The sequence below is a fragment of the Mycobacterium sp. genome (assembly GCF_032159565.1).
Classification (GTDB): Bacteria; Actinomycetota; Actinomycetes; order Mycobacteriales; family Mycobacteriaceae; genus Mycobacterium.
In genome coordinates, this window is the sequence record NZ_JAVHWR010000184.1 from 17,469 (window position 1) to 41,622 (window position 24,154).

A 24,154-nucleotide genomic window follows, 5' to 3' on the forward strand; every position below is an offset into this window, starting at 1 on the left:
CGGGCGTGTCGGGCCGGTAACGAGCCGATAACGCAGTAGGGTGACCTGCTAATCGGGCACGGCGTCCCGGCGCCAATGAAGCCCGGAGGAGGTCGGCATGCGGGAACTCAAGGTCGTCGGGCTCGACATCGATGGCAAACGCATCATCTGCGAAAGCGACGACCCGAACGAGAAGTTCATTCTGCGCGCCGACGACCGGTTGCGGGCCGCTGTGCGCGGCGAGAAGTCTGTTGCCAGCCAACCCCAATCCGATGCCGAGGTTCCAAACGTGCTGTCTCCCAAGGAGATTCAAGCCAGAATTCGCGCGGGCGCGTCCGTCGAGCAGGTCGCGGAATCGGCAGGCGTCGACATCGCCCGTGTCGAGCGCTTCGCGCATCCCGTCCTGCTCGAACGCTCACGCGCGGCCGAACTGGCAACTGCTGCACATCCCGTTCTCGCCGACGGCCCCGCGGTGCTCACCCTGCTGGAGACGGTGACGTCGGCGCTGATCGCCCGCGGCTTGGATCCCGACTCCGTCAACTGGGAGGCGTGGCGAAACGAGGACGGACGCTGGACGGTGCAGCTGTCCTGGCTGGCCGGTCACTCGGAGAACACCGCGCACTTCCGGTTCACCCCTGGCGCCCACGGCGGCACGGTGACGGCATTCGACGACGCCGCCTGCGAACTGATCGATCCGGATTTCGCACGGCCGCTGCGGCCAGTTGCGCCGCTGGCGCAACTGGCGATCGACGAGGCCGAGCCATCGTTGCAGGTGCAAGAAGAGCCCGAGCCACCGAAAACCGCCCGCACGCCCCGCCCCCGCAAGGGCAAGCCGCCCGTTCCGGCGTGGGAAGACGTGTTGCTCGGAGTGCGCTCCACGGGCCAGCGCTAGCCGAGAGTCAACGCCAGCAAGGCCAGCCACGCGCCTGCCACCCCGACGCCGAGACCCAGCACGAACCACCGCAAGACCGGCGTCGCTCGCCACCCCCACACCGTCGGCGCCAGACCCCCGACGGCCACCAGGTTGAGTCCGACGGCCAGCAGCGGATGAACGCGGATCAGTCCCGTGCTCAACACCACCACCGCGCCCGCGGTCACGATCGCGACAAAGGCGGCAACGGTCAGCCCCGTCGCCCACGGAGTGGCGTCGTCGGTCACCGCGCCAATCTAACCCGCTCATAGAACGCCAGCGCGGCGGCGGTCGCCACATTCAGCGAGTCGGTGCCACGGGACATCGGAATCCGAACCCGGACGTCGCTGGCACGCATCGCCGTCTCGGTGAGACCGGGGCCTTCGGCGCCGACAAGTATCGCGACGCGGTCGTCGGCGACCGTTGCCATCGCCTCCGACAGCGTGGCGGCGCTCGCGGCGGGCGTCATCGCCAACAGGCGAAAGTCGTTGTCACGCAATATGGACAGATCAGTCGGCCAGGCCGTGGCCCAGGCATAGGGCACCAGCAGCGCATGGCCCATCGACACCCGCACCGCGCGGCGGTACAGCGGGTCGGCGCAGCCGGTGCCGAAAACAACCGCGTCGACGCCTAGCGCGGCCGCGTTTCGGAAGATCGAGCCGAGGTTCTCGTGGTCGTTGACGCCTTCGAGCACCACGACCGTTCGCGCGCCGTCGAGCACCTGACCGACCGTCAACTCATCGGACCGCGACGCGGCTGCGAGCACCCCCCGGTTGAGATGGAACCCGACCACGTCGGCCATCACCTCGGCCGTCGCCCGGTAGTAGGGCGCGTCGGTCACGTCGAGATCGGCGGCCAATTCGCACAGCCGCCGATCGGTGCCCAACATTGCGCGAGGCCGGAACCGGGACGCCAGCATCCGCTGCACCACCAAGACGCCCTCGGCGATCACCAAGCCCTTGCCGGACGGCAGATCGGGCCTGCGGTCGACGCTGTTGAGATGACGGAAGTCGTCGAGGCGCGGATCGGCGGGATCGTCGACGTCGACTACGGGACTCATCTCCCGCAAGCTACGCGTGCGACCGCGCCTACGCTGATTCGTCGACGAGCGCAGACATCAGGTCGGCAGCTAGGAGCAGCGCCTTGCGCTGGTCGGCGTCGAACTGCGCGAGGCGCTCCTGCAGCCATTCCTGGCTAGCTTTTCGCTCTGCTTCGATCAATTCCGTCCCCGACGGCGAAACGGAGACCAGGACCTGGCGACCGTCGGCGGGATGAGCACTTCTCGCCACGAATCCGAGTTCGGCGAGCGAGGCGATTACGCGTGTCATCGAAGGCGGCCGAACCCGTTCGCGGAGTGCCAATGCACCGGGCGTCATTGCGCCTTCTTTAGCAAGCGTCGATAGCGCCGACAACTGCGATAGGGAGACCGACGAACCCGGGCGCCGAAACCGTAAATGACGCGCCAAACGCATAACCGCCAGCGACAAGTCACTCGCCAACCGAGTTTCGGTATTGTTCACATTGCAAACAATAGCGAAGCAGTTCTTTGATGCGCAGCAAAACACCTCAGGCTTCCGGCCAAACGAGCTTCCGACTAGGTTGGGAACCGATGAGCGCCGAACCCCCCGAGGCCGCCGAGCCGGAACTGCCTGCACTGCCTGCGATTCTGCTGGAGCCGTGGCCGGTCATCATCGTCATCGCCGTGATGTGGTTGGTCGTGGTTGTCCTCGCCTTCACCGTCGCCGGGCTACATGAGTGGCGCCCCGTCGCCGTCGCCGGGTTGGGAGTCGGTGCGCTTGGTACTTCAATTTTTCTTTGGCAACGGAGTGCTGTGCGCCGCGGTTCACGAGGCGCACAGAGCGGACTTACCTGAATTTCCAGATTCAGCGACAAGGAGGATGCGATGGCCGAACCGCTATTGCAGGCGCAAATCAATATTGACGCTCCGGTAGCAAAGGTGTGGGCGTTGATCTCCGATTTCGGCCGAATGCCGCAATGGAGCCCGCAATGCCGAATGATGAAAGCGCTCGGTCCGCTACGCCAAGGCACCCGAACGATCAACCTCAACCGCCGCAATTTCCTGTACTGGCCGACGACGAGCACCGTCACCGAAGTCATCCCGGAGAAAAAGCTGGCGTTCCGGGTGCACACCAATAACACCGTTTGGACGTATGAGCTTGAGCCAACCGAGAACGGCACCCTGGTGGTGGAAAGCCGCCACGCCGAGAACGGCGTCAAGCCCGCCGCCAACTTCACGGTGAACGCTCTTTTCGGCGGCGTGCCCAACTTCGAACGCGAACTCGTCGAGGGCATGAACACGTCGCTTGCGCGCATCAAGGCGGCCGCCGAAAGTTGACCGGCACGCCCGCAGAGGACCAGCGGCTGCGCGACCTCAAGCTGTTGCGTCGCGTCCGCGACCGGATGGATCGCGACTACGCGCAGCCGCTCGACGTCGAGGCGCTCGCCCGCGGGGTGAACATGTCGGCCGGGCATTTGTCCCGCCAGTTCAAGTCGGCCTACGGCGAGTCGCCGTACTCCTATCTGATGACGCGGCGCATCGAACGTGCGATGGCTCTGTTGCGGCGCGGTGACGCGTCGGTCACCGACGTCTGCTTCGCGGTTGGCTGCTCGTCGCTCGGCACCTTCAGCACTCGGTTCACCGAGTTGGTCGGCGTATCGCCGAGTGCGTACCGGGAACAGACCGCCGGCGTGACAGAGGGAATTCCGTCGTGCGTGGAGAAGCAGGTGACCAGACCGATCGGAATCGAGAAGCGCCCGCGGCCAGGCTGCACTTAGCGTGATCGCCATGGATATCACCATTCACTCGAGCTTCCTGCCCCTCGACGACCCGGAGGAGTCGCTGGCGTTCTACCGCGACACCCTCGGCTTCGAAGTCCGCCTCGACGTCGGCAAGGACAAGATGCGCTGGATCACGGTCGGTCCGCCCAACCAGCCCGATACATCCATCGTGTTGTACCCGCCTGCCGCCACTCCCGGCATGACCGACGAAGAGCGCCGCGTCGTCACCGAGATGATGGCCAAAGGCACGTTCGGCATGCTGCTGCTGGCCACCAAGGATCTCGACGGCACGTTCGAGCGGATTCAGTCGGGTGATGTCGAGATCGTTCAGGAGCCGACCGAGCAGCCGTACGGCGTTCGAGACTGCGCCCTGCGCGATCCGGCGGGCAACATGGTCCGCATTCAGGAACTGCGCTGATGAGCACACGAAGGCGAGCGCGAGTGAGGATCGCAGCGCAGCGAGGACCGGAGCGAGGGGGAGCCGAGGAATGAGCGACGCCTCGAAGAAGATCGATGCGCGGATCGAAGAACTCGGCGATTGGCGGGGCGACATGCTGGCCCGGATACGCGCGCTCATCAAGCGGGCCGAGCCCGACGTCGTCGAGGAATGGAAGTGGCGCGGTGTGCCGGTGTGGTACCGCGACGGAATCATCTGCACCGGTGAGACATACAAGCAGTACGTCAAGGTGACGTTCGCCAAGGGCGCCTCACTGCAAGACCCGTCGGGCCTGTTCAACGCGAGCCTGGACGGCAACACCCGCCGCGCCATCGACATTCGCGAGGGCGACAAGCTCGACGACAAGGCCTTCACGGCTCTCATCCAGGCCGCGGTCGATCTGAACAGCCGACGGTGAAGCGCTCAGCGGGCTACGTCGGATCCTGGTCGGGGTCTGCGCTCGACTGCTCGCCGATCGGCTGCTCGTCTCCGATGGCGGCTTCCGGCTCGTCTCCGATCGCGGCTTCCGGCTCGTCTCCGATCGCGGCTTCCGGCTCGGCCTGCTCGCTGGGCACCGGCGGCTCGACGACGTCGAGCTTGCCGTCGTCGTAGGGGTCGAAGAGCGGCGATCCGGTTCCGGCGGGGGCCGGGGTATCCGAATGGGCGCCACAGCCGTATTCGGCGTCGACCACTTGGCCGTCGGCGGACAACTCGTTGGCGCATGCGCCGAACATCAGCCCGAGCGCCCCGGACAGCGGAAGGTAGAAAGCACAATCCCGGCACACCCGCCGGGTGGACCTGGCCATCGCGGACGCCGGGCCGAAGTCGCCGTCGTGCCACCGCTGGGCGGCGTCTACCCGGCCCAGCTGGCTGAGCAGACGACGTCGGCCCAAACCCAGCTCGTAGGCGACGTCGTCGATCGCCGGATCACCGGTTGCGGCGAAACCCGGCACCAGGCGGGGATCCTCGGTGGGCGCGGAGAGCAGGTCACCGGGACCGAGGTCGCCGGGCTGCAGCCGCTCCTGCCAGGGCACCCACTTCGGCGCCAGCAGCGCCGTCGGCCCCGGCACCAACACCACTTCGCTGATCGTCGCGTGGTCGGCGCCCGGATGCGCGGCCACCACCACGGCCCACTGCCAGCCCTGATAGCCGGGCAGGTTGGCCAGGAAACGGTGGGTGGCCGCGGTGGAGTCGTCGAAGGTCGCGCCCAGATGGTCGCCGACGGTGTCGCCGCTGTGCTCGGCGATCGCGGCGCGTGCCTGGTCGACGGCGCCCATCAGCACCGCCTCCAGGTCCGGCGACCGTTCGATCGTCGGCGTCGCCGAGCTGTCCTCGGTGGATTCCGTCACGCTGTCCACGCGCTTAATAGTGCCTGACCGGCGCGCGTGCAGCCACACCGGTCGGCTGCACGGCGCCGTCATCGCGATGGGGGACAATCTTCGTGTGACCGGATTGCGGCGTGACCCCCCAGGCCGTGATGCCCAGCGCGATCCCCGCTACTACCCGCCCCGACCGCCCGCCGCCGCCGACGAACACCCGGGAATGGCGAACTATCCCAGCGACGGTGTGGATCGTCGTCGGCAGCGCCGCTCGTCCACGCCGAGCGCCAACCGCTACCTGCCGCCGCTCGAGGAGCGGCGGCCGTCCAGCCGCGGCGAGCCGCCTCCCGGCATCGGCGAAGGCACGGGGCGCCGCGTCAACCAGGGGCCCCGCTCGGCGGCCCAGCGCGGCCGCGAGGTGGGCTCGAAGATGTACGGCCTGTTTCAGCGCGCCGCCACAGCCGACGGCGCCGACAAGTCCGGGCTGACCGCGCTCACCTACCCCGTGATGGCCAACTTCGCCGTCGACGCCGCGATGGCCGTGGCACTGGCCAACACCCTGTTCTTCGCCGCGGCGTCCGGTGAGAGCAAGAGCAAGGTTGCGCTGTACCTGCTCATCACGATCGCCCCTTTCGCCGTCATCGCCCCGCTGATCGGTCCGGCGCTGGACCGTCTGCAGCACGGCCGCCGACTCGCCCTGGCCACATCGTTCGCGCTGCGCACCGCTCTGGTCGTGGTGTTGATCGCGAACTACGACGGTGCGACGGGCGGCTTCCCGTCGTGGGTGCTGTACCCATGTGCGCTGGGAATGATGGTGCTGTCCAAGTCATTCAGCGTGTTGCGCAGCGCCGTGACCCCCCGCGTGCTGCCGCCGACCATCGACCTGGTGCGAGTCAACTCGCGGCTGACCGTATTCGGCCTGCTCGGCGGCACGATCGTCGGCGGCGCCGTGGCCGCAGGCGCCGAGTACCTGTTCAACCTGTTGCACATGCCCGGCGCCCTCTACGTCATCGTCGCCCTCACGCTGGCCGGCGCGGCGCTGTCGATGCGCATACCGAAATGGGTGGAAGTCACCGAGGGCGAGGTGCCCGCCACATTGAGCTACCACGGCGGTGACGCAGAACTGCGTCGCCACCCGCAACGCGTCTCGGACCACGCGCGACAACCGTTGGGCCGCAACATCATCACTGCACTGTGGGGCAACTGCACCATCAAGGTGATGGTGGGCTTCCTGTTCCTCTATCCCGCGTTCGTGGCCAAGTCGCACGACAAGAGCGGCTGGGAGCAGTTGTTGATTCTCGGCCTCATCGGTGCGGCGGCGGCGATCGGCAACTTCGGCGGTAACTACGCAAGCGCGCGGCTGCAGCTCGGGCATCCGGCGCAGTTGGTGGTGCGCAGCTCGACTGCGGTCACGTTGGCCGCATTGGCCACCGCGCTGACCGGGAAGCTGATGGTCGCCGCACTGGCCGCATTGGTGACCTCTGCCGCGAGCGCGATCGCCAAGGCCTCGCTGGACGCGTCGCTGCAGGACGATCTGCCGGAGGAGTCGCGCGCCTCGGCGTTCGGGCGCTCCGAATCGCTGCTGCAGCTCGCGTGGGTGGCGGGTGGCGCCACCGGTGTGCTGGTCTATACCCAGCTGCACGTTGGCTTTACGGTGATCTCGACCATGCTGATCCTCGGCCTCGCGCAGACGCTGGTGAGCTACCGTGGCGATTCGCTGATCCCCGGGCTCGGCGGCAATCGCCCGGTGCTGGCGGCCCAAGAGTGAAAAAGGGTCTGGCCGTACTGGCGGCCGTCGTGGTGCTGGCGTCTGTTGCGACCGGTGTGCTGGTCTGGCGGTTGAGCCGTACACCGTCGCCCAAGTACCCGGAGATCAGCGCCTACACGCGCGGGCAGTTGGTGCGGATCGGGCCGTATCAGTTCTGCGCGGTGCTCAACCCCACAGATTGCGAAACACCGCACACCGACGGCGAACTCACCGTCGATCCGCGGCACCCGGTGCAATTGTCGGTGCCGGCCTCGATCGCCAGCGCGCCCTGGATTCTGGTGCGGACCTACGAGGATTCCGACGTCGTCAGCGAATTCCGTTCGGGCAGCACGCATGCGGTCACCATCCCGACGACGGATCCGCATCGCGGCAGGTTGTTCGGCTTCGCGGTGCAGCTGCCGACGATCGTCCGCGACGAGCAGGGCAACGAGTTCCCGTGGGCGCACGCCGAGTGGTCGGTGAAGACGGTCTGGCCTTAGCCGACGGAGTGCGCCGCGGGTACCCGCTCGGCTTCGCGTGTCGGCCCGGGTGGCGTGCCGTCGCCGAAGGGCCTGCCGCCCAAGGCTTCCCGGCCGTGCGGCGTCAGCCAGTTGGACAGATCGGGGCCCTTGGGCACGATCTGCGTCGGGTTGATGTCGGTGTGCACGATGTAGTAGTGCTGCTTGATCTGGACGAAGTCGATGGTGTCGCCGAAGCCCGGAGTCTGGAACAGGTCGCGGGCATAGGCCCACAGCGCAGGCATCTCGTCGAGCTTGGACCGGTTGCACTTGAAGTGGCCATGGTAAACGGGGTCGAAGCGGGCCAGCGTGGTGAACAGCCGGACATCTGCCTCGGTGATGGTGTCGCCGACCAGGTATCGCTGGTTCCCCAGCCGTTCGTTGAGCCAATCCAGCGCGGTGAACAACCGGTCGTAGGCCTTGTCGTATGCCTCCTGCGAACCGGCGAAGCCGCACCGGTACACGCCATTGTTCACCTCGGTGTAGACGCGCTGGGCGACCTCGTCGATCTCGTCGCGCAGCGCATCCGGGTACAGCTCCGGCGCGCCGGCGCGGTGATACGCCGTCCACTCGCTGGACAGATCCAGCGTCATCTGCGCGAAGTCGTTGGTGACGACCTGCCCGGTCGGCACGTCGACGATCGCAGGCACCGTGATGCCCTTCGGGTAGTCCGGGATGCGGGCGAAGTAGGCGTCCTGCAACCGCGGGATGTTCAGCACCGGGTCGACGCCGCCGGGGTCGAGGTCGAACGTCCAGCTGCGCTTGTCGTGTGTCGGCCCGCAGAAGCCGATGGACAACGCGTCTTCCAGTCCGAGCAGCCGCCGGACGATGATCGCGCGGTTGGCCCACGGGCAGGCCCGCGCGACGATCAGCCGGTAGCGGCCGGGTTCGACGGGATAGCCGTCGCGACCGTCCGCACCCTCCTCTGCTCCTCGCGTGCGCGAAGTGATGCGGGTGGTGATGTAGTCGGTGTCGCGATCGAACTCGCCGCCGCTGGAGACATATTCGCCCATGCCTACAGCATGCCGGGCCGAACGTTGCTTACCGCTCTATGTTTCGACAATATTTTTCGAGCGAACGTTCGCGGGGGAAAAGGATCAGGCGTCCAGCTCGCTCGCGACCGCGCGAACCACCTCGGACACCCGGCGGGCGACCTTGCGGTCGGGATAGCGGCCCTTGCGCAGCTCGGGCTGCACCGCGCCCTCCAGCAGCGTGATCATGTCCTCGACCATGCCGTGTAGTTCGTCGGGGGTGTGCTTGTGCTCGGCCGCGGCGGCCTCGCGGCGCGTCTTGGTCAGGCTCGGCGGTGAGTCGAGGATCGTCAGACTCAACGCCTGCGGGCCCCGGCGGCCTGCGGCCATACCGAATTCGACTCGCTGGCCCGCCTTCAGCCCTTCGACGCCTGCCGGCAGCGCCGAAGACCGCACGTAGACGTCCTCACCCTCCTCCTGCGACAGAAAGCCGAAGCCCTTTTCGGCGTCGTACCACTTAACCCGGCCGGTCGGCACTGAACTCACCCGCTCGTAATCTCGAAACCAACAACTACATAAGGAAAGCGTCCCGCCTTTTCCGCAGGGACGCGCATGCGTGATCTTACTCGGAGGTCTCGCCGACCAGCACCCCCATTACTGGGTACGCTGAGACGACCGCTGGAGGAAGAGATGCGCCTGATCCTGAACATCATTTGGTTAGTCTTCGGCGGCCTCTGGCTGGCGCTGGGCTATCTGCTGGCTGCGCTCATCTGCTTCGTGCTGATCGTGACGATCCCGTTCGGCTTCGCGGCGCTGCGCATCGCGTCCTACGCCCTGTGGCCGTTCGGCCGCACCGTCATCGACAAACCCGGCGCCCGGCCCGGCGCACTCATCGGCAACGTCATCTGGGTGCTCCTGTTCGGCATCTGGCTGGCCATCGGACACGTCATCACCGCGGTGGCGATGGCGATCACGATCATCGGCATCCCGCTGGCGCTGGCCAATCTCAAGCTCATTCCGGTTTCGCTGGTGCCGCTTGGCAAGGAGATCGTGCCCGTGGACAGCCTCAACCAGCCCGTGCGAACCACCGCATGACCGTCATCGCGCTCGGCGTTCCGTCGGTGCTGCGGCCCGTCGGCCCCGCGCCGACGGACGGGCCATTGATCGACACCTACGGCCGGTCCGCCACCGATCTGCGGGTGTCGCTGACCGACCGGTGCAATCTGCGGTGCACGTATTGCATGCCCGCCGAGGGCCTCGACTGGATGCCGGACGATCAGCTGCTGACCGTCGACGAGCTGACCCGTTTGATGCGCATCGCGGTGACCCGGCTGGGAATCACCCGCGTTCGCTTCACCGGTGGCGAACCTCTGCTAGCCAAGCGGCTCGAACATGTCGTGGCGGCCACCGCTGATCTGCGGCCCCGGCCGGAGATCACGTTGACCACCAACGGCCTTGGGCTCGATCGCCGCGCGGCGGCCCTGAAGCGGGCCGGCCTGGATCGCATCAACGTCTCGCTCGACACCGTCGACGCCGACCACTTCACCCACATCACCCGTCGCAACCGGCTGCCAGATGTCCTTGCCGGCCTGGCCGCCGCGCATCGGGCCGGCCTGCGGCCGGTGAAGGTGAACGCCGTGCTCGACCCGGTGACGGGCCTCGGCGACGCGGTGTCGCTGCTGCGGTTCTGCCTCGACCACGACTATCAGCTGCGCATCATCGAGCAGATGCCGCTCGACGCCGGCCACCAGTGGTCGCGCGGCGCGGCGCTCGGCGCCGACGACGTTCTGGCCGGCCTGCGACGCCACTTCGCTCTGGCGCCCGATCCGGCGCCGCGCGGTTCTGCTCCCGCGCAGCTGTGGTTGGTCGACGGTGGGCCCGCGACCGTCGGCATCATCGCCTCGGTGTCGCACGCGTTCTGCGGGGACTGTGACCGGACCCGGCTGACCGCAGACGGTCAGATCCGCAGCTGTCTGTTCTCCCGCGAGGAGACCGACCTGCGCGGGCTGATGCGCGCAGGCGGCGGCGACGACGTCGTCGAGGCGGCCTGGCGCGCCGCGATGTGGGCCAAGCCCGCTGGCCACGGCATCAACGACCCGGACTTCGTCCAGCCCGACCGCCCGATGAGCGCGATCGGGGGTTGATGCACACCCGAGGAGCACGACAGACATCGGTGGAGACCACGGTGCGGGTCCGGCTCACCATCCGCTACTTCGCCGCGGCCCGCGCGGCGGCCGGCGCGGAGGCCGAGACCGTGCTGATCGCACCGGGAACAACGGTCGCAGCGCTCGTCGAAACACTGTCCGAGCGCGGCCCCGAGCTTGCCCAGGTACTACGTCGATGCTCGTTGCTGTGCGACGGAGTCGCCGTGCGCGACGAGGGCCTAAACCTCTCCGACGGCCAGACAATCGATGTGCTTCCGCCCTTTGCCGGCGGATAAAAGTGATTCGCATCACATAACGAAATGGTCACAAGCTGGCTACGGCGCGGTGACCCTCGGTATACACCAGCGGAAACGCCCGGAATTCCTGCGCTTTTAGAGCCTCATTAGGATTTGCCGCCGGGAGAAACGCCGTACCAGCCAAAAAATGACTACAACGCTGCGAACGGATATGTTCTTCCGCAAGCCAGTCGACCCTAATCGGCTAGCCCTTTCTGTCCGAAGCGCCGAGCTCCATCCGTCGGACAGGAAAACGACAAACAACTGGGATGGAGGCGGGGGACCCACCGGTCCACCGAGATAGAAGGACCAGGAACCGCAAGCGGTTCCTTGGGGTGAAGCCGAAACCGTTCTCACCGACGGCCAGGCCGGGCAACCTCTCCAGCCCGAACCCGACAGCTGACCTCGCGGGCGCATCAGAGAGGATCTAACGCACCCATGAGCAGTGGACGGCACCGCAAGCCCACGTCATCGGCAAAGTCAGTCGCGAAAGTCGCCTTCACCGGCGCGGTCATAGGCAGTGGAGGTCTTGCCCTAGCCGGGCATGCCGGCGCCGCCACCGATGGCGAATGGGACCGGGTCGCAAGCTGCGAATCCGGCGGCAACTGGGCCATCAACACCGGCAACGGGTATCAGGGCGGACTGCAGTTCTCCCCGGGCACCTGGAGTTCGCACGGCGGCGGCGAGTACGCACCGTCTGCACACATGGCCAGCAAGGACGAACAGATCGCGGTCGCCGAGCGCGTGCTGGGCACGCAGGGCCGCGGCGCATGGCCGGTCTGCGGCAGGGGGCTCTCCGGCGCCACCCCGCGCAACGTGGTCGAGGGCGCTCAACAAGCTGTTGACGGCGCCCTGGACGCCGTGGGCCTGAACGGCGAGGTCCCCCCGCCAGTCGACGCCCTCGCACCGCCGCCGCCCGAGGCGGCTCCCGTCGATGCGATGGCAGCCCCGCTGCCGGACGCCCCGCCACCTCCTGCGCCGGAACTGCCGCCGCCTCCGGCACCCGAACTTCCCCCTCCCCCGGCCGAGGCCGTCGATGTCGTCGCAGTCGATGCGCCGCCGCCGGACGCTTCGCAAATGCCGGCCGCCCCGGTACTGCTTGACGCCCCGCTGCCCGACGCCGGTGCACCCGTCGTCAACGCCTCACTCGAGCAGCCGGCGCCGGATTGGGATGTCGCCGCGGCGCCCGCAGATGGACCACAGGAATGGGCGCTGCACATGGCGCCGGTTCCGCTGGAGCCCGCACCCGCCATTCCGCCTGCGCCGGCCCCGCCGCTGGCCGCCCCGGCACCCGATCCGTTGGCGGCGGTGAACTCGGTCGACATTCCTGCCCCCGCTCTCGATGCCGCGAACCAGGCGATGACGGGCCAGCTGCCGGTGGCGCCTGCCGAGGTCCCGCACCTTGCCAGCCCGGACAACCTGCCGACGAACACCACGATGGACGAGTCGACGCTGCCGGCCCAGAGCCCCAACGTCACGTACCTCAAGGAGCTGTGGCACGCGATCCAGACGCAGGACGTCACGGGCAAGGACGCGCTGCTCGCGCTGACCCAGCGCCCGCTGACCACGCCTGCGCCGGATAACGTCAACGGCCCCGGCCCGGCGCCTGGTCCAGGTGCAGACGTCGCGCCGCTTCCCGTGGACCCGGCTGCCCCCGTCGGCTAAGCGGTTCCGCTCAAGCGGATCCCACCCACTCGTCGGAGCCGTCGGCGAAGAACTGGTGCTTCCACACCGGTAGCCGTGCTTTGACGGTGTCCACCAACCGCGCGCAGGTGTCGAACGCCGCCTGCCGGTGATCGGCCGCGACCGCGGCCACCAAAGCGGCGTCACCGAGCTCGAGATTGCCGATGCGGTGGCTGACGGCGATCGCCCGTACACCGGCGCAATCGGCCGCGATCTCCGCGGCCACTTCGGCCAGCGTCTGCTGCGCCGATGGATGCCCGGAATACTCCAGCCGCGTCACCGTGCGCCCGCCGTCATGATCGCGCACGACTCCCGCGAAGCCGACGACGGCGCCTGCGGCCTGATGTGCGACGAGTGCCTCGTGTTCGGCGAGTTCGATGGTGTGCTCGGTGAGGTCCGCGCGCAGCACGACGGCGGTCACCGGGTGTGGTCCTTGCCCGCGAGCTGATCAAGCGCGTGCTCGAGCACGTCGTTGAGCACGCCGAGCCCGTCCTTGACGCCACCGGTCGAACCGGGCAAGTTCACGATCAGCGTGCCTGCCCGCACCCCGCACACCCCACGCGACAGCACCGACGTCGGCACGTCCGGCAGCCCGGCGCGCCGGATCGCATCGGCAAGGCCAGGGATCTGGTAGTCCACGATGCCGGCCGTCGCGTCGGCGGTGCCGTCCGTCGGCGAGATACCGGTGCCGCCGGACGTGATGATCACGCCGGGTCCGGCTTCCAGTGCGGCGAACAGCGCCTTGGGCACCGAGCCGCCGTCGGGCACCACCGTCGGTGCGGGCACGTCGTACCCGCGCTGAGCCAGCCAGTCGACGATGAGCGGGCCCGTCCGGTCCTCGTAGACACCCGCCGCCGCACGCGTGGAGGTGATGATCACCCGAGCCGTCCGCGTCACGGCCATCTGCTGTTCGCGCGAGCGCTCATCACCTGGTCCACGTTCCCGTCTTGCCGCCCTCTTTGCGCAGCACCCGAATCTCCCCGATGGTGGCCGCCGGGTCGACGGCCTTGAGCATGTCGTAGAGCGTCAGCGCCGCCACGCTGACGGCCGTCAGCGCCTCCATCTCGACGCCGGTGCGGTCGGTGCTGCGCACTGTGGCGGTGATGCCCACCTCTGCGTCACCGATCTCGAAGTCCACGTCGACGCCGGTCAACGCGAGCTGATGGCACAGCGGGATCAGGTCGCTGGTGCGTTTGGCCGCCAGGATGCCTGCGACCCGGGCGGTGGCCAAGGCATCACCCTTGGGCAGCCCGCCCGTCGCAATGAGCTCGACGACGTCGGCGCGGGTGCGCAGCGTGCCCGCCGCGACGGCGGTCCGCTTGGTGGCGTCCTTGCCCGTCACGTCAACCATGTGCGCCGCACCCGATTCGTCGAGGTGCGACAGCCTGGGCCCGGCCGGGCCCGAATCGGCTCCGGCCACCCTTATTTGTTGACGACGGTGACCGGATGCGTGTACGGCAGATCCTCGGGCGGCAGCGGAAACGTCAGGTCGCCGAAGGGCGACAGCGCGCCGGTGCGGTCGGCGGCCAACTCGCTGACCGGGTGATCGTCATCGCCCTGTGTCGTCGGCCAGCCGTTGTCGACATAGCGGGTCTTCTGATTCTTCTCTGCCACGCCACATATTGTGGCAGGCGCCGCGACCGGTGGCGAGACCGGCGCGGACGCGAGGAGCGAAAGGGGCGTAAGCCTGCTTTACGCTGGTCAGTAATGTCTGAACACACTCCGGGCACCCCGTTGAGCGCCTGGCTGGCCGATTTGCCTGACGAGCGGCTGATCCGGCTGCTGGAGCTGCGGCCCGACCTGACCCAACCGCCGCCCGGCAGCATCGCCGCGCTGGCCGCCCGCGCGCAGGCGCGGCAGTCCGTCAAGGCCGCCGCCGACGAGCTGGACTTCCTGCATCTTGCGGTGCTCGATGCGCTGCTGACCCTGCACGCCGACACCGCGCCGGTACCCGTGACCAAGCTGACGGCGCTGATCGGCGACCGCGCCGGTGAGGACGCCATCGCCGTCGCCGTCGACGACCTGCGCGAGCGGGCGCTGGTGTGGGGCGACCCGGAGCTGCGGGTGGCCGCAGAGGCGTCGGCGGGGCTGCCCTGGTATCCAGGGCAGGCCGTCCTGGAGGGAGCCGAGTACGCCGACGACGGAATCGCCGACCGGCTGGCCGCCGTCGACGAGGCTCAGCGCGATCTGCTGCAGCGGCTGACGGAGGGCTCGCCGATGGGCAGGACCCGCGATGCCGCGCCCGGCACTCCGCCGGACCGGCCGGTGCAGCGGCTGCTGGCGGCGGGCCTGCTTCGGCAGGTCGACGCCGAGACGGTGATCCTGCCGCGGCTGGTCGGTCAGGCGCTGCGCGGCGAGATCCCCGGACCCGTCGAGCTGACGCCACCGGACCCCGTGGTGTCGACGACGACCGCAGCCGACGTCGACGCGGTCGCCGCAGGCGCGGTCATCGACCTGCTGCGTGAAGTCGAGGTGGTGCTCGAAACATTGGGCGCCACACCGGTTCCCGAACTTCGCAGCGGTGGCCTCGGGGTACGCGACGTGAAGCGGTTGACGAAGGTGACCGGCATTGACGACCAGCGGCTGGGGCTCATCCTGGAGATTTCGGCGGCGGCCGGCTTGATAGCGGCGGGCATGCCCGAGCCCGAACCAGCCGACGGCACGGGTCCCTACTGGGCACCGACAGTGGCGGCGGACCGGTTCATCGAGTCGCCGGTCGCGGCGCGGTGGCACCTGCTTGCGTCCACGTGGCTCGACCTGCCCGGCAGGCCCGGCTTGATCGGCGGCCGCGGCCCCGACGGCAAACCCTATGCGGCCCTTTCTGTTTCGCTGTACTCCACCGCCGCCCCGCTGGATCGCAGGCTGTTGATGAGCGTGCTCGCCGACCTGCCCGACGGTGCAGGCGTCGGCGCGGCGGAGGCGTCGCGGGCGATGATCTGGCGGCGTCCCCGTTGGGCGGTGCGGCTGCAACCCCAGCCGGTCGCCGACCTGCTGACCGAGGCGCACGCGCTGGGCATCGTCGGCCGCGGTGCGGTCACCCGCCCAGGCCGCAGGCTGCTCGCCGGCGATGTCGGCGCCGTCGATGCGATGGCGCGGGTGCTTCCGAAGCCCATCGACCACTTTCTGCTGCAGGCCGACCTGACCGTCGTCGTGCCCGGACCGCTGGAACGCGACCTGGCCGACCAGTTGGCGTCGGTGGCGACGGTGGAATCGGCGGGCGCGGCCATGGTGTACCGAATCAGCGAGCCGTCGATCCGGCGTGCGCTCGACACCGGACGCACCGCGAGCGAATTGCACGCCCTATTCGAACGCCACTCCAAAACTCCTGTACCGCAGGGTCTTACGTACCTAATCGATGACGTAGCCCGTAGACACGGGCAGCTGCGGGTCGGGATGGCAGCGTCGTTCGTCCGCTGTGAAGACCCCGCACTGCTCGCGCAGGCCGTCGGCGCGCCCGCGGCTGAGCCGCTCGAGATGCGGTTGCTCGCACCGACCGTTGCGGTGTCGCAGGCGCCGATCTCGGAAGTGCTGGCGGCACTGCGAACGGCCGGTTTGGCCCCCGCCGCCGAGGACTCCACGGGGACGATCGTCGACCTCCGCGCCCGCGGCGCCCGCGTGCCCGCCCCGGCGCATCGCCGCGTTTCCCGGCAGCCGGCGGCTCCCACCGGCCAGACACTCGGCGCGATCGTCGCGGTGTTGCGCAAGGTGGCCGCTACGCCGTTCGCGAACATGCGGATCGACCCCGCGGTGGCCATCTCACAGCTTCAGGAGGCGGCCCGGCTGCAGAACTCGGTGGTGATCGGCTACGTCGACCCCGCCGGCGTGGCCACCCAGCGCGTGGTGGCGCCGGTGACCGTCCGCGGCGGGCAGCTGACCGCCTGGGATCCGGCGACGGGCCGGGTCAGGGACTTCGCCATCCATCGCGTCACGTCCGTCGTATCGGCCGACGAGACCTAGCGCGCTTCAGCGAGTTCACAGCACCGTTGGTGACCATGTCCGTGTGACAACGGCGTTGAGTGCGGCTGCCCAGGCGCCCGGCGGGTACCGCGGTGGATTGTCGCTGCTGCATGGATGGCTGCCGCCGACGATATGGGCGGTGGCCGCGGTGGCGCTGGTGGTGGCCAGCGGGTGGCGATCGCGGCGGTGGCGACTGATATGGCTGCCGGTGGCGGTCGGCGTCGGGCTGATCCTGGCGGCCTGGACGCACTGGTACATCGATTCCGCGGGACTCGCCGGTGATCCCGCGCCGTCGTCGCTGTGGATCTGGGTGGGCATGACGGGGATGGCGTTGGCCGTCGCGGTGCTCGGCTGGCGCGGCAGCCAATGGTGGCGACGCTCGGTGTCACTGCTGGCGGTGCTCCTGTGCCTGCTGAGTGCGGGTGTATCGGTCAATCTGTGGGTCGGTTACTTCCGAACCGTGCAGGCGGCGTGGAGCGAGGTGACCGCGGGGCCACTGCCCGACGAGACGGACCTCGACACCGTCTTGGCCATGCGCGGCAAGGGCGCGCCCGCGCACGGGGCGCTCGTGCCGGTCGACATTCCAGACGACGCGTCAGGCTTCAAACACCGCACCGAGTTGGTGTACCTGCCGCCTGCGTGGTTCGCCGCGAACGCCCCGCAGCTGCCCGTGGTCATGATGATCGCCGGTGAGTTCAACACCCCGTCGGACTGGCCGCGCACCGGCGACGCGATCGCGCCCATCGACAAATTCGCGGCTGCCCACAACGGCAATGCGCCGGTGTTCGTCTTCGTCGACGTCGGTGGCTCGTTCAACAACGACACCGAGTGCGTCAACGGACCCCGCGGCAATGTGGCCGATCACCTCAGCAAGGACGTACCGCCCTATCTTTCAAGCACTTTCGGCGTCCAGAACGCCAACTGGGGGGTCGTCGGCTGGTCCATGGGCGGCACGTGCGCGGTCGATTTGACCGTGATGCATCCCGAGCTGTTCAGCACCTTCGTCGACATCGCAGGAGACATGGGACCCAATGCGGGCACCAAGGAGCAGACGATCGCCCGGCTCTACGGCGGGAACACCGCGGAGTGGGCCACCTACGACCCCACCACGGTGATCACCGAGCACGGGCCCTACCGCGGCGTATCGGGTTGGTTCGCGATCTCCTCCGATGCGCCGCAGCAGCGCAATGGTGGCGCCGGACACCCCGGCGGCACCGGCCTCGGCGGGCAGGACGCCGCGATGAACCCCGGCGATCAGACCGACGCCGCCAACTCGCTGTGCAACCTTGGCCGCGCCAACGGCATCGCGTGTGCCATCGTCGCGCATCCGGGCCGCCACGACTGGCCGCTGGCCGCCGACGTGTTCACCTCGGCGCTGCCATGGCTGGCCGGCCAGGTCGGTACACCCGGGGTGCCGAAGATCCCGCTGCCAGGACAAGGCGCCGGCCCGGCCGGGACGCCGCTGCCGATGGCCACTCACTGACACTCCACGAGCCGCGGCACCCCCTTCCTCGCGAGCTGGGGGCACCCCCCGCGTTGCGAGGGGGAGCGTGTCTGAGGCCGACACGCCGCCGAAAATTGGCAGTTCACGCACACTCGTCGCGGCCGCCGTCGGTCGAGTAGGGATAATGGACAAAATGACCGACGGCCCCCTCATCGTGCAGTCCGACAAGACGGTGCTGCTCGAAGTCGACCACGAGCAAGCAGGCGCAGCACGCGCGGCGATCGCCCCGTTCGCCGAGCTGGAACGCGCGCCCGAGCACATCCACACCTACCGGATCACGCCGCTGGCGCTGTGGAACGCCCGCGCCGCCGGCCACGACGCCGAACAGGTCGTCGACGCGCTGGTGTCGTTCTCGCGCTACGCGGTGCCGCAGCCGCTCTTGGTCGACATCGTCGACACGATGGCCCGGTACGGCCGCCTCCAGCTGGTGAAGAGCCCGGTGCACGGACTGACCCTCGTCAGCCTCGACCGCGCGGTCCTCGAGGAGGTGCTTCGGCACAAGAAGATCGCGCCGATGCTGGGCGCCCGCATCGACGACGACACCGTCGCGGTGCACAACAGCGAGCGCGGCCGGGTCAAGCAGATGCTGCTCAAGATCGGTTGGCCCGCCGAGGATCTCGCCGGCTACGTCGACGGCGAGAAGCACCCCATCAGCCTCGACCAGCAGAACTGGCATCTGCGCGATTACCAGGAGATGGCCGCCGACTCGTTCTGGCAGGGCGGCTCAGGTGTCGTCGTACTGCCGTGCGGTGCGGGAAAGACGCTGGTCGGCGCTGCGGCGATGGCCAAGGCAGGCGCGACGACGCTGATCCTGGTCACCAACACCGTGGCCGGCAGGCAGTGGAAGCGCGAGCTGATCGCGCGCACGTCGCTGACCGACGAGGAGATCGGTGAGTACTCCGGCGAGAAGAAGGAGATCCGCCCCGTCACCATCGCCACGTATCAGGTGATCACCCGGCGCACGAAGGGCGAGTATCGGCACCTCGAGCTGTTCGACAGCCGTGACTGGGGGCTGATCATCTACGACGAGGTGCACCTGCTGCCTGCACCGGTCTTCCGGATGACCGCAGACCTGCAGTCCCGGCGCAGGCTCGGCTTGACGGCCACCCTGATCCGCGAGGACGGACGCGAGGGCGACGTCTTCAGCCTGATCGGGCCCAAGCGCTACGACGCGCCGTGGAAGGACATCGAGGCTCAGGGCTGGATCGCACCGGCGGAGTGCATCGAGGTGCGGGTGACGATGACCGACAACGAGCGGATGCTCTACGCGGTTGCCGAGCCGGAAGAGCGGTACAAGCTCTGCTCGACGGTGCATTCCAAGATCGCGGTGGTGAAATCAATCCTGGACCGCCACCCCGGCGATCAGACGCTGGTGATCGGTGCCTATCTCGATCAGCTCGACGAGCTGGGCCGGGAACTGAACGCTCCGGTGATCCAGGGGTCGACGAAGACAGCCGAACGTGAGGCGCTGTTCGATGAGTTCCGTCGCGGCGAGATCTCCACGTTGGTGGTGTCGAAGGTCGCGAACTTCTCCATCGATCTGCCGGAAGCCAATGTGGCGATACAGGTTTCGGGAACATTCGGGTCGCGCCAAGAAGAGGCGCAGCGGTTGGGCAGGCTGCTGCGGCCGAAGGCCGACGGCGGCGGCGCGATCTTCTACTCGGTGGTGTCACGCGACAGCCTGGATGCCGAGTACGCCGCTCACCGTCAGCGCTTCCTCGCCGAGCAGGGCTACGGCTACGTCATCAAGGACGCCGACGACCTGCTGGGCCCTGCGATATGACGGTAGGGCGCGTGGTGCCCATCATCTCGGCCTGCTCACAAGTGACGCGACGCCGCAGTCAATCCCGCCGTGTCCGTCGAGGTCGATGACGTCGACGCCGCTTATCAAGCCGCGGTGGACGCCGGGCTGACGATCGTGCATCCACTCCGGGACGAGGAGTGGGGCGTTCGGCGTTTCTTCTTCGCCGATCCGTCAGGCAACGTTGTCAACGTGCTCAGCCACTGACGTCGCCGCACCGCGACTAGACGTGCGGCCCCACGGTGTTCGCGACGGTCAGCAGCACGGCCGAATCCTCGAGCGCCTCGAGGCCATGCCGTGCCGTCGGTATGACGATGTGGTCGCCAGGCGAGCCTTCCCAGTGCGCGGTTGCGTTCGTCACGCGGACCCTGCCGTGAAGGACCTGTAGCGTCGCTTCGCCGGGGCCGTCGTGCTCATCGAGCCCGCTGCCCGCCTTGAGGGCGATCAGGGTCTGGCGCAGCGAGTGCTCATGCCCGCCGTACACCGTGTGCGAACTGCGGCCGCTGCTGGCCGCCCGTGCCGTCTCCAGATGCTCACGCGCCAGCGCGGTGAGCGAAACCTTGTTCATAACGTGCGGCTCTTTTCAGACGATCGGACATGCAATCGAGAGTTCTGACTATGGTTCGTCTCGATCTTGGGCTGTTGAGTCAAACCATGACCTATATGAACACCATTCTCGTCATTGGCAGCACCGGCAAGACCGGAAGGCGCGTCGCAGCTCGACTCTCCTCGCGCGGGATCGCGGTCCGGCACGGCTCGCGCACCGCAGACATTCCGTTCGACTGGGAGGACCAAGCGACGTGGGCGCCAGCGCTGGCGGGCGTCGCCAAGGTCTATGTCACCTACTACCCCGACCTCGCGGTTCCCGGTTCGGTCGACGCCGTCCGCGCGCTCACCAAGATCGCTTCCGACGCGGGCGTCCGTCATATCGTGCTGCTGTCCGGGCGAAACGAAGCCGAGGCCGAGCGGGCCGAGGATGTCGTCAAGGATTGCGGCCTGCCGTGGACGATCGTGCGCTGCGCGTTCTTCTCGCAGAACTTCGATGAAGGCGCCTGGCTCGACGAGGTGCTCGCGGGCGCGGTGACGCTGCCCGTCGACGACGTGGCCGAACCGTTCGTGGACGTCGACGACATCGCCGACGTCGTCGTCGCCGCGTTCACCGATGACCGCCACATCGGGCAGCTCTACGAGCTGACAGGTCCGCGGCTGCTGAGCTTCGGCGACGCCGTGGCGGCGATCGGCGAGGCCGCGGGGCGCGACATCGCGCTCGTGTCGGTGCCGATCGGCGACTACACCGCGATGCTCGCCGAGCACGGTCTGCCCGAGGACTTCATCTGGCTGCTGAACCATCTGTTCAGCGAGGTGCTGGGTAGCAAGGCCCAGCTCGCCGACGGTGTACGGCGTGCGCTGGGGCGCGAACCGAAGGATTTCCGGACGTACGCGAACGAGGCGGCGGCGACCGGCGTGTGGATGCCGTAGGCGCAAGCGGCTAGCCTCGTCACTCATGACACGACGGAGGATCGCCACCGCGGCGATCGCAAGCACGGTCATCGGATTCGGCGCACTCGGCATGCCCGCCACCGCAGCGGCCGACCCTGTGGTGCCGACCCCGGTCCCCGGGGAGCCCGTCCCCGCAGGCCAGCCGGTGGTGGACGCGCCAGGAAGCGATGCAATGGCCGCGCCTGCGCCGGCGCCGCCGGACGGAGCGCCGCCGGTGCCGGAGATCGCCAACCCGCAATACGGGTCGGGACATTCCGGCGGCGCGTTGGGTTTCCTGCGGGACGCCTGGCACCAGGCCCAGGACCCGTACGGCTTCGCCCAGACCCCGGACGGCGAGATGCCAGGAGTCCACCCACCGCCACCAGGCGCAGGCCCGGCGCCCCAGCTTCCCCCTGGGTACGTGTCGCTGACCGACCCGTCGTCCAACGGACCCGCGCCGACGCCGAAGGAGGGCGGCCCACCGCTGCCCGAGGGCTACTACTCGCTGAGGGGGGCCCCGCCGCCCGGGTATTCTGACGCGCCAGCTGATCCAAACGCAGGTACTCCACCGGGGATGGCGCCGATTCCTGCGCAGCCGCCGGCGCCGTCGCCGTAGAAGGTTCGGCTCAGCGCCCTCTGGCTGGACATCGCTTCACGAGAACCGCTATCTCCAAGCGGATTTCAATCACGGCGATCAGAAGTCAGTCTTGCAGGAACCGTGTTCGAAGGTTCTCCAATAGCTTCTGCACCTCGGCGAGCCGCTGCCGGAACCGGCTCAACGAATCCGGCGGTCGGTGGTATTCACTCTCGCTGCGCGCGCATCGCCGTAACCAGCGCGTTTCGGCGACATCGATCAGCTGCTCCAACTCATCGACCTCGCGTTCTAGAAGCTGAACGAACAACCGGGCCTGCGCCACGTCGGCGTCGTGCGCGGGGCGCGACACCGGGCTTCTTCGAATTGAGGTCAGCGACACGACGGGATCATCGCCGCTGTCGCAGTTTTACGCGACCCCACAGGTTCACCGGCGCGTCATTTTCACGACCGGTGAACGTCATCCGGCCGTCAGCTCAGTGCAGGGATGACCTGCTTTTCGAACGCCTCGATACCCGAGCGGTCGTAGGCCGCCTCCGGGAAGTAGAGGATCGCGTACTCGCATCCGAGATCGCGCATCCGCTTCAACTTCTCGACGACCTGCTCTGGTGTGCCGCTGGCGGATTCGGGCGATTTCAACGTGCTCAGCATCACGTCGACCGCCTGCTCGTCGGCCTTGGCGACCTGCTTCGACCGGATCCTGGCGATCCGCTCGTCCACTTCGGCTTCGGATTCGCCGATGACGGCGTTGAAGTTGGCTGAGCGGACGATCGCGCCGTAGTCGGTGCCGACGTCGCGGCAATGACCGGCCAGCACCTCGGACTTGTGAGCGAAAACATCGGGCTCAGCAGAGAAGTTGGTGTACCGCGCATACTTCGCGGCGATCTTCAACGTCACCTTCTCGCCACCACCGGCGATCCAGAGCGGTGGGCCACCGTCCTGCAGCGGCTTCGGCGCGACGATGGCGTCGTCGGCGTCATAGTGCTTGCCGTGGAACGTGACTCGCCCGTCCCGCCACGCATCGCGCATGATCGCAACGCCCTCGTCGAGGCGGCCCAGCCGGACGCCTGCCGGCGGGAAGCCGTATCCGTAGGCCCTCCACTCGTGCTCATACCAGCCGGCGCCGATGCCCATTTGAAGCCGGCCGCCGGAGATGACGTCGACGGTGGCGGCCACCTTCGCCAGATAGACCGGGTTGCGGTAGCTCATCGCCGTGCACATCTGACCGAGCTTGATGCGCGACGTGGTGGCGGCGTACGCCGACATCAGCGACCACGCCTCGTGGGTGGCCTCGTCCGTCGGCACCGGCACGGTGTGAAAGTGGTCGTACACCCACAGCGAATCCCACGCGCCGTCGTCGGCGTAGGTGGCCAGTTCGTGCATCACCGGCCAGTGGTTTTCGGTGGGGATGTCGACGAGATCGAGTCGCCAGCCTTGCGGAATGAACAGTCCGAAGTCCATGACGCTCGACTCTATGCCTTTGCCTTGACCGCCGAATTCTGCGCCTCGGTTGTGCTTCGCACCGCGATCGCAGCCCTCGTGCAGAAATCGATGTGGGAACGGACGTCGGCTCTGGTGACTACCTTGGGATCATGGCCCTATCCAAGGAAGAACGCGAACAGTTTCTGGCCGAACCACACGTCGCGGCGCTGTCGGTCGGCGCGGGTGACAAGCGGGGACCGCTCACCGTGCCGATCTGGTATCAGTACAGCCCCGGCGGCGAACCGTGGATTCACACCGGCGCCGGCTCACGCAAGCACCGACTCATCGAGACGCAGGGCGAGTTCACGCTGATGGTCGACCGCGTCGAACCCACTGTGCGTTACGTCGCCGTCGACGGTCCGGTCAGCCGGATCGAGCCGGCAACCGACGAACAGCTGGTCGAGATGGTCAAGCGCTACCTGCCGCCGGAAGCCGTGGACGGCTACCTCGAGTTCGCGCGCCGCGAACACGGCGAGGGCGTAACCATCTACATGAAGCCGGAGCACTGGATTTCGTCGGACCTCGGATCGATCTGAC

The 24,154-nt window shown here is 68.0% G+C and carries 30 protein-coding genes, 2 pseudogenes and 1 riboswitch; of the genes and pseudogenes, 19 read left to right on the forward strand and 13 right to left on the reverse strand.

The genetic code is table 11. The features are described 5' to 3' along the window. Nucleotides 1-97: 97 nt before the first annotated feature. Nucleotides 98-871, forward strand: coding sequence for a septation protein SepH (gene sepH, locus QOC76_RS24550; protein ID WP_526361328.1), 774 nt, complete (start codon nucleotides 98-100; stop codon nucleotides 869-871). On the opposite strand, the gene QOC76_RS24555 is transcribed toward sepH, so the two are convergent. The 3 genes from QOC76_RS24555 to QOC76_RS24565 are packed head-to-tail and all read right to left on the reverse strand — an operon-like array spanning nucleotide 868 to nucleotide 2,409. After that, nucleotides 868-1,146, reverse strand: a complete 279-nt coding sequence (locus QOC76_RS24555) for a DUF2537 domain-containing protein (RefSeq protein ID WP_526361475.1) — start codon at nucleotides 1,144-1,146, stop codon at nucleotides 868-870. The genes sepH and QOC76_RS24555 overlap by 4 nt on opposite strands. Beyond that, on the reverse strand, nucleotides 1,134-1,949 hold the full coding sequence (locus tag QOC76_RS24560; RefSeq protein WP_526361330.1) for a TrmH family RNA methyltransferase: 816 nt from the start codon (nucleotides 1,947-1,949) through the stop codon (nucleotides 1,134-1,136). Before QOC76_RS24560 ends, QOC76_RS24555 begins: the two co-directional genes overlap by 13 nt. A gap of 28 nt (nucleotides 1,950-1,977) precedes the next feature. Then, nucleotides 1,978-2,409, reverse strand: a complete 432-nt coding sequence (locus QOC76_RS24565) for an Rv0880 family HTH-type transcriptional regulator (RefSeq protein WP_526361332.1) — start codon at nucleotides 2,407-2,409, stop codon at nucleotides 1,978-1,980. Nucleotides 2,410-2,498: 89 nt separating this feature from the next. On the opposite strand from QOC76_RS24565, the gene QOC76_RS24570 reads away from it, so the two are divergent. From QOC76_RS24570 to QOC76_RS24590, 5 genes and pseudogenes are all read left to right on the forward strand, one after another. Continuing rightward, on the forward strand, nucleotides 2,499-2,762 hold the full coding sequence (locus QOC76_RS24570) for a DUF2530 domain-containing protein (protein ID WP_526361334.1): 264 nt from the start codon (nucleotides 2,499-2,501) through the stop codon (nucleotides 2,760-2,762). 30 nt (nucleotides 2,763-2,792) lie between these two features. Beyond that, the gene (locus QOC76_RS24575; protein ID WP_526361336.1) at nucleotides 2,793-3,245 is read left to right on the forward strand and encodes an SRPBCC family protein; all 453 of its coding nucleotides are present in this window, start codon (nucleotides 2,793-2,795) and stop codon (nucleotides 3,243-3,245) included. Next, nucleotides 3,242-3,690 (forward strand): annotated as a pseudogene (locus QOC76_RS24580) (helix-turn-helix transcriptional regulator). The gene QOC76_RS24575 and the pseudogene QOC76_RS24580 overlap by 4 nt, the downstream one beginning before the upstream one ends. A gap of 5 nt (nucleotides 3,691-3,695) precedes the next feature. After that, nucleotides 3,696-4,106, forward strand: coding sequence for a VOC family protein (locus QOC76_RS24585; RefSeq protein WP_526361338.1), 411 nt, complete (start codon nucleotides 3,696-3,698; stop codon nucleotides 4,104-4,106). Between the two features lie 70 nt (nucleotides 4,107-4,176). Then, nucleotides 4,177-4,542 (forward strand): DUF1801 domain-containing protein, encoded by a 366-nt coding sequence (locus QOC76_RS24590; protein WP_526361340.1) that lies wholly within the window; start codon nucleotides 4,177-4,179, stop codon nucleotides 4,540-4,542. A gap of 13 nt (nucleotides 4,543-4,555) precedes the next feature. Here QOC76_RS24590 and QOC76_RS24595 read toward each other — a convergent pair whose 3' ends face one another. Next, nucleotides 4,556-5,401, reverse strand: coding sequence for a DUF3027 domain-containing protein (locus tag QOC76_RS24595; protein ID WP_526361477.1), 846 nt, complete (start codon nucleotides 5,399-5,401; stop codon nucleotides 4,556-4,558). 265 nt (nucleotides 5,402-5,666) lie between these two features. Here QOC76_RS24595 and QOC76_RS24600 point away from each other — a divergent pair, with 265 nt between their 5' ends. Together QOC76_RS24600 and QOC76_RS24605 are read left to right on the forward strand one after the other, a co-directional pair. Next, the gene (locus QOC76_RS24600; RefSeq protein ID WP_526361479.1) at nucleotides 5,667-7,211 is read left to right on the forward strand and encodes an MFS transporter; all 1,545 of its coding nucleotides are present in this window, start codon (nucleotides 5,667-5,669) and stop codon (nucleotides 7,209-7,211) included. Continuing rightward, nucleotides 7,208-7,690 carry a DUF2771 family protein gene (locus QOC76_RS24605; RefSeq protein WP_526361342.1) on the forward strand — a complete coding sequence of 161 codons (483 nt, stop codon included), beginning with the start codon at nucleotides 7,208-7,210 and terminating at the stop codon, nucleotides 7,688-7,690. Before QOC76_RS24600 ends, QOC76_RS24605 begins: the two co-directional genes overlap by 4 nt. Here QOC76_RS24605 and QOC76_RS24610 read toward each other — a convergent pair. Next, nucleotides 7,687-8,721 carry a glutathione S-transferase family protein gene (locus QOC76_RS24610; RefSeq protein ID WP_526361344.1) on the reverse strand — a complete coding sequence of 345 codons (1,035 nt, stop codon included), beginning with the start codon at nucleotides 8,719-8,721 and terminating at the stop codon, nucleotides 7,687-7,689. The two genes, QOC76_RS24605 and QOC76_RS24610, sit on opposite strands and share 4 nt — an antisense overlap. Nucleotides 8,722-8,805: 84 nt before the next feature. Then, nucleotides 8,806-9,216: a cold-shock protein gene (locus tag QOC76_RS24615; protein ID WP_526361481.1), complete on the reverse strand. Its 411-nt coding sequence runs from the start codon at nucleotides 9,214-9,216 to the stop codon at nucleotides 8,806-8,808. Between the two features lie 153 nt (nucleotides 9,217-9,369). Between QOC76_RS24615 and QOC76_RS24620 the strand changes: the two genes are divergently transcribed. The 4 genes from QOC76_RS24620 (at nucleotide 9,370) to QOC76_RS24635 (ending at nucleotide 12,784) form a co-directional block, all read left to right on the forward strand. Continuing rightward, nucleotides 9,370-9,774: a YccF domain-containing protein gene (locus QOC76_RS24620; protein ID WP_526361346.1), complete on the forward strand. Its 405-nt coding sequence runs from the start codon at nucleotides 9,370-9,372 to the stop codon at nucleotides 9,772-9,774. Further along, a complete protein-coding gene (gene moaA, locus QOC76_RS24625; RefSeq protein WP_526361348.1) occupies nucleotides 9,771-10,823 on the forward strand; it encodes a GTP 3',8-cyclase MoaA in 1,053 nt (350 codons plus the stop codon). The genes QOC76_RS24620 and moaA overlap by 4 nt, the downstream gene beginning before the upstream one ends. Then, entirely contained in the window at nucleotides 10,823-11,119 is a 297-nt protein-coding gene (locus tag QOC76_RS24630; protein WP_526361350.1) for a MoaD/ThiS family protein, read from the forward strand. The genes moaA and QOC76_RS24630 overlap by 1 nt, the downstream gene beginning before the upstream one ends. A gap of 244 nt (nucleotides 11,120-11,363) precedes the next feature. Continuing rightward, a riboswitch (cyclic di-AMP (ydaO/yuaA leader) is annotated at nucleotides 11,364-11,548 on the forward strand. Nucleotides 11,549-11,557: 9 nt separating this feature from the next. After that, a complete protein-coding gene (locus QOC76_RS24635) occupies nucleotides 11,558-12,784 on the forward strand; it encodes a transglycosylase family protein (protein WP_526361352.1) in 1,227 nt (408 codons plus the stop codon). Between the two features lie 10 nt (nucleotides 12,785-12,794). Here the strand turns inward: QOC76_RS24635 and QOC76_RS24640 are convergent, their stop codons facing one another. Genes QOC76_RS24640 through QOC76_RS24655 form a run of 4 tightly spaced genes read right to left on the reverse strand, consistent with a single transcriptional unit; the run spans nucleotide 12,795 to nucleotide 14,425 of the window. Continuing rightward, entirely contained in the window at nucleotides 12,795-13,223 is a 429-nt protein-coding gene (locus QOC76_RS24640) for a molybdenum cofactor biosynthesis protein MoaE (protein WP_526361354.1), read from the reverse strand. Further along, entirely contained in the window at nucleotides 13,220-13,705 is a 486-nt protein-coding gene (locus QOC76_RS24645) for a MogA/MoaB family molybdenum cofactor biosynthesis protein (RefSeq protein WP_526361356.1), read from the reverse strand. Before QOC76_RS24645 ends, QOC76_RS24640 begins: the two co-directional genes overlap by 4 nt. A gap of 22 nt (nucleotides 13,706-13,727) precedes the next feature. Continuing rightward, entirely contained in the window at nucleotides 13,728-14,228 is a 501-nt protein-coding gene (moaC, locus tag QOC76_RS24650; protein ID WP_526361483.1) for a cyclic pyranopterin monophosphate synthase MoaC, read from the reverse strand. After that, the gene (locus QOC76_RS24655; protein ID WP_526361485.1) at nucleotides 14,225-14,425 is read right to left on the reverse strand and encodes a hypothetical protein; all 201 of its coding nucleotides are present in this window, start codon (nucleotides 14,423-14,425) and stop codon (nucleotides 14,225-14,227) included. The genes moaC and QOC76_RS24655 overlap by 4 nt, the downstream gene beginning before the upstream one ends. A gap of 84 nt (nucleotides 14,426-14,509) precedes the next feature. Here QOC76_RS24655 and QOC76_RS24660 point away from each other — a divergent pair, with 84 nt between their 5' ends. The 4 genes and pseudogenes from QOC76_RS24660 to QOC76_RS24675 form a co-directional block, all read left to right on the forward strand. Further along, nucleotides 14,510-16,759, forward strand: coding sequence for a helicase-associated domain-containing protein (locus tag QOC76_RS24660; RefSeq protein WP_526361358.1), 2,250 nt, complete (start codon nucleotides 14,510-14,512; stop codon nucleotides 16,757-16,759). 43 nt (nucleotides 16,760-16,802) lie between these two features. After that, complete coding sequence (locus tag QOC76_RS24665; protein WP_526361360.1) at nucleotides 16,803-18,242, forward strand: alpha/beta hydrolase; 1,440 nt, start codon at nucleotides 16,803-16,805, stop codon at nucleotides 18,240-18,242. 154 nt (nucleotides 18,243-18,396) lie between these two features. After that, nucleotides 18,397-20,046, forward strand: coding sequence for a DNA repair helicase XPB (locus QOC76_RS24670; protein ID WP_526361362.1), 1,650 nt, complete (start codon nucleotides 18,397-18,399; stop codon nucleotides 20,044-20,046). Nucleotides 20,047-20,097: 51 nt separating this feature from the next. Beyond that, nucleotides 20,098-20,271 (forward strand): annotated as a pseudogene (locus QOC76_RS24675) (VOC family protein); the annotation flags it as partial. A gap of 16 nt (nucleotides 20,272-20,287) precedes the next feature. Here QOC76_RS24675 and QOC76_RS24680 read toward each other — a convergent pair. Then, nucleotides 20,288-20,632 (reverse strand): cupin domain-containing protein, encoded by a 345-nt coding sequence (locus tag QOC76_RS24680; protein WP_526361364.1) that lies wholly within the window; start codon nucleotides 20,630-20,632, stop codon nucleotides 20,288-20,290. 86 nt (nucleotides 20,633-20,718) lie between these two features. Here QOC76_RS24680 and QOC76_RS24685 point away from each other — a divergent pair, with 86 nt between their 5' ends. Next, entirely contained in the window at nucleotides 20,719-21,543 is an 825-nt protein-coding gene (locus tag QOC76_RS24685) for an NmrA family NAD(P)-binding protein (protein ID WP_526361366.1), read from the forward strand. A gap of 25 nt (nucleotides 21,544-21,568) precedes the next feature. Further along, complete coding sequence (locus tag QOC76_RS24690) at nucleotides 21,569-22,159, forward strand: hypothetical protein (protein WP_526361368.1); 591 nt, start codon at nucleotides 21,569-21,571, stop codon at nucleotides 22,157-22,159. 85 nt (nucleotides 22,160-22,244) lie between these two features. On the opposite strand, the gene QOC76_RS24695 is transcribed toward QOC76_RS24690, so the two are convergent. Together QOC76_RS24695 and QOC76_RS24700 are read right to left on the reverse strand one after the other, a co-directional pair. Then, nucleotides 22,245-22,487 (reverse strand): hypothetical protein, encoded by a 243-nt coding sequence (locus QOC76_RS24695; RefSeq protein WP_526361370.1) that lies wholly within the window; start codon nucleotides 22,485-22,487, stop codon nucleotides 22,245-22,247. A 119-nt stretch (nucleotides 22,488-22,606) separates the two neighbouring features. After that, nucleotides 22,607-23,596 carry an LLM class F420-dependent oxidoreductase gene (locus tag QOC76_RS24700; RefSeq protein ID WP_526361372.1) on the reverse strand — a complete coding sequence of 330 codons (990 nt, stop codon included), beginning with the start codon at nucleotides 23,594-23,596 and terminating at the stop codon, nucleotides 22,607-22,609. 131 nt (nucleotides 23,597-23,727) lie between these two features. Here QOC76_RS24700 and QOC76_RS24705 point away from each other — a divergent pair, with 131 nt between their 5' ends. Beyond that, on the forward strand, nucleotides 23,728-24,153 hold the full coding sequence (locus QOC76_RS24705) for a pyridoxamine 5'-phosphate oxidase family protein (protein ID WP_526361374.1): 426 nt from the start codon (nucleotides 23,728-23,730) through the stop codon (nucleotides 24,151-24,153). Nucleotide 24,154 lies beyond the last annotated feature (1 nt).